Source organism: Pseudomonas sp. (genome assembly GCF_026224925.1).
Taxonomy (GTDB): domain Bacteria; phylum Pseudomonadota; class Gammaproteobacteria; order Pseudomonadales; family Pseudomonadaceae; genus Aquipseudomonas.
Map to the genome: position 1 here is coordinate 1 of NZ_JAMFRV010000278.1, position 3,789 is coordinate 3,789.

General features: G+C 60.4%; 3 protein-coding genes. All 3 read left to right on the forward strand.

The window, feature by feature from the left end:
• Nucleotides 1-141: 141 nt before the first annotated feature.
• From M0974_RS12095 to M0974_RS12105, 3 genes are read left to right on the forward strand one after another with little or no spacing between them, the layout of a single operon-like run.
• Nucleotides 142-1,845: an ABC transporter substrate-binding protein gene (locus tag M0974_RS12095; RefSeq protein ID WP_297836517.1), complete on the forward strand. Its 1,704-nt coding sequence runs from the start codon at nucleotides 142-144 to the stop codon at nucleotides 1,843-1,845.
• Complete coding sequence (locus M0974_RS12100; RefSeq protein WP_297836519.1) at nucleotides 1,842-2,792, forward strand: ABC transporter permease; 951 nt, start codon at nucleotides 1,842-1,844, stop codon at nucleotides 2,790-2,792. Before M0974_RS12095 ends, M0974_RS12100 begins: the two co-directional genes overlap by 4 nt.
• The gene (locus tag M0974_RS12105; protein ID WP_297836521.1) at nucleotides 2,792-3,697 is read left to right on the forward strand and encodes an ABC transporter permease; all 906 of its coding nucleotides are present in this window, start codon (nucleotides 2,792-2,794) and stop codon (nucleotides 3,695-3,697) included. Before M0974_RS12100 ends, M0974_RS12105 begins: the two co-directional genes overlap by 1 nt.
• Nucleotides 3,698-3,789: the final 92 nt, after the last annotated feature.

A 3,789-nucleotide genomic window follows, 5' to 3' on the forward strand; every position in this document is an offset into this window, starting at 1 on the left:
ACTGACGTTTAATTCAATAAACACATAATTAGCTTAGATCAAAAAAGCCTTTTACAGCACTCAAGCATACGTTTACGGTCTTAACGACCAGGCCGCTGACCCACCCATGTCGGCCATGAACCTATTGCCAATGAGTGTCTCATGAGCGACCTTCACTGCTTCAAAGCCCCAGACAACTTGGCACGCCAGCTGGAAAGAACACCCAGGCCCTGGCGGTCTACATCCCGCTTACCCACCCTTTGGCTGGCCACATTGGCCGCTACTTTTACTCTGTTTGGCTGCTCGCCCTCGGCTGACCAACACGCCAGTAGCAAGGTTTTGAAAATCGCGTTTTTCCGCGACAACACTACCCTTGTCAGTCTCGACCCATTCCAGGTGTACTGGCTTGAACATCGGGTAGTGCTGCGCAACGTGGCTGAGTCGTTGACCGATCAAGACCCCGAGACTGGCAAGATCATTCCCTGGTTGGCAAGTAGCTGGAACATCAGTGCCAATGCCTTGGAATATACTTTCCAACTGCGCAAGGATGTCACCTTCAGCAACGGTACCCGCTTCGATGCAAAGGCGGTCAAGACCGCTTTCGATGCCGACAAGGCGTTCGCCGCGCAGCTGCCCGCGACCTTCGGTGCCACGTATCTTGCCGGGTATGACCATGCCGAAGTAGTCGATGACTTCACTGTCAAGCTAGTACTTGTGCGGCCCAACGCCGGTTTTCTCCAAGCCACGTCCACCACCAACCTGGCAATCCTTGCACCCGAAAGCTATGCCAAGACCGTCAAGGAGCGTTCGCTGGGGGCGATCATCGGCACTGGGCCGTTCGTGCTTGATAGTTACACCCCCGAGTCTGGCTTGCGCCTGCTCAGGCGAACCGGCTATGCCTGGCCTTCGGCCAACGCACAAAACCGTGGCGAAGCGCACCTGGATGAAGTGGACGTGAGCTACATTCCGGAAGAAAGCGTGCGCAACGGCCAGTTCGTGCAAGGCCAAGTCGACATCCTCTGGCCGCGGGCCCCCTTTTCCGAAGTCGATACCAAACTGTTTCAGTCCAAAAACGCAACGATCCAGAGCCGTTCGTTGCCCGGCCCGGCCTTGAACTGGTACCCAAACACACGCGGTGAACGCATCCTCGGCGAGAACGCGGTCCGCCAGGCCCTGCAAAAAGCCATCGACCGCAAGACCTATGCGTCTACGGTCTATAGCCCGCAATTCCCAGTGGTAAGCAGCTTGTATGACACCACCACGCCTTACTACAAAAGCCAGAACACCAAGCTAGCCTTTGATCCGGCCGCTGCACGGAAACTGCTGGATAACGCCGGGTGGACCGTCGGTGCCGACAACTACCGAGCCAAAAACGGCAAGCGGCTGAAACTCACCTACAACCTCCAGGGTGCTGAAACCGCTGGTGACGTGCTGATCCAGGACCAACTGCGCCAAGTTGGCATTGATCTCAAGCTCAATGTGCTTACCACTGCCGATTGGGCAGCCGCCAACGCCGCAGGCAACTACGATCTGACCTCGACCTACATGACCCGCGCCGACCCGATAATTCTGCAAACCATTATTGACCCGCGAAGCGCCAACAGTTCTACCGTGGCCACCAACCTCTATACCCCGCAAACACTGCCCAAGGCCCAGACGCTGTTCGACGCGGGAATGACGGCGACCAACAGCGAGCAGCGAGCCGATGCTTATGGCGCACTGCAGGACCTGCTGGTCGACGAGGGATCGGTCTTCCCTATCTACGAGCGCGTGTGGCAAGCGGCGACGAGCCCGCGGGTGAGTAATTTCCGTTGGACTGCCGAAGGCTTTGCGCTGCTTAACGACATCGAGCTTAAACAACCATGAGCCGCTACGTGCTCGGCCGAATCGGTCAGGCGCTCCTTGTGTTGTGGGGTGCGTACAGCGTCGCCTATTTCATCTTGTATCTACTCCCGGGTGATCCGCTCTCGATCATGCTTAGCGCCTCAGGGGTGGAAATTGATTCACTGTCAGTCGCCGACCTGGCCAAAGCCCGTGCCTACTACGGCCTCGACCAAGGGGTGGTTCAGCAATACTTCAGCCTACTGTGGGGCGCGATACACGGCGACTTCGGCCAGTCGGTGGCGCTCAACCGGCCAGTGGCCGACTTGCTGGCCGAGCGCCTGCCGCAGACGCTGAAGTTGGCGGGCGTGGCCATTGTGTTGTCGCTGATCGGCGGTATCGGCCTGGGTTATCTGGCGGCTTATGTGCGCTGGAGACCCCTGCAACAAGTGCTGGCTCGCGTGCCTTCCCTCGGCTTTTCGGTGCCGGTGTTCTGGATGGGGTTGTTACTGATTCAGGTGTTCGCCTTCAGCCTTGGTTGGCTGCCTTCTACTGGCAATCAAGGTGCTTCCAGCCTAGTGCTGCCGGCCATCACCCTGGCCATTCCCAGCGCGGCGGTATACGCCCAAGTACTGCTGCGCGGCTTCCAGGGGGTCTGGCATGAACCCTACATCGCCACCGCTTTTGCCAAAGGCTTGAGCCGCGCTCAGGTGCAGAGGCGCCACGCCTTCAAAAATGCTGCCCTGCCGTTGCTCACGCTGATTGGTCTGCAAGTGGGCAACACCGTCTCCGGTGCTGTGCTAGTGGAAACCATCTTTGCGCGCAGCGGTATCGGCCGCTTGGCTCAAGAGGCGGTGCTGCGACAGGACATCCCGGTGGTGCTGGCGATCGTCAGCGTGGCAGCCGCGGCCTTCGTATTGGTCAACCTCATTGTCGATCTTCTGTATCCCGCGCTCGACCCTCGCATCACCCACACGCCGAGGATTGCCTGATGCCCATCACCATCAAGACGTTGATCGATACCTTCCCCGGTCAAGCGAGCCAGGCCGCCGTTTGGCGCCCACGTAGCCGCTGGCAGCGCGCGCGCCTGGCCGTGGCGCCATTGTTGGGCCGCCCCGGTTTTCTGCTGGCGCTGGCCATCGTCGCCTTCGCCCTTCTCGCTGCACTGGCGCCGGGGTTGCTCAGCCATGCCGATCCTTACGCCACCGCACCGTTGGCCAAACTCACGTCACCCGGCGCGGCCCACTGGTTCGGTACCGATGAGTTGGGCCGCGACCTCTACAGTCGCGTGGTGTATGGCTCGCGCCTGTCGGTGAGCGCATCACTGCTGGCGGTGGGAATCGCACTGATCGGCGGGCTAGGCCTGGGCATCGTCGCGGGCTTTGCCGGCGGGCGCCTGGACACACTATTGATGCGCCTGATCGACGTCATGCTGGCGCTGCCCGGCCTGCTTCTGGCGTTGGCCATTGTCACCGCCATCGGTTTCGGCACACTGCCTGTCGCGATTGCCGTGGGGGTTGGCATCATACCCGGCTTCGCTCGCACCACCCGGGCCGAGGTACTACGGATCAAAAACCTTCCTTATGTCGAGGCTGCCCGGTTGGGTGGCGCCAGTTGGACACGCACCTTGCTGCGGCACGTACTACCCAACGCATGGGGGCCGGTGGCGGTACTGGCCACGCTGGATTTTGGCGCGGCTATTCTCGCCACGGCCGGGCTTAGCTTTCTCGGCTTTGGCGCTGCCCCACCTGCAGCGGAATGGGGCACCTTGATCGCCAACGGCCGATCCTTCCTGATGACCGCACCGTGGGTGCCACTGCTGCCGGGCTTATTCCTGGTGGCAGTGGTGTTCAGCGTCAACCACATTGCCCGCACGCTCGAGGAAACCCCGCGATGAATCCGTCCTTGCCGTTGATTGAAGTGACCGATCTGCACGTGGCCTATCGAGCCGCCGGCCATTTAACGCCTGCGGTGCGCGGGGTGTCGTTC

Coding starts and splice junctions, on each gene's coding strand:
- M0974_RS12095 (WP_297836517.1), top strand. CDS start 142: ATGAGCGACCTTCACTGCTTCAAAGCCCCAGACAACTTGGCACGCCAG.
- M0974_RS12100 (WP_297836519.1), top strand. CDS start 1,842: ATGAGCCGCTACGTGCTCGGCCGAATCGGTCAGGCGCTCCTTGTGTTG.
- M0974_RS12105 (WP_297836521.1), top strand. CDS start 2,792: ATGCCCATCACCATCAAGACGTTGATCGATACCTTCCCCGGTCAAGCG.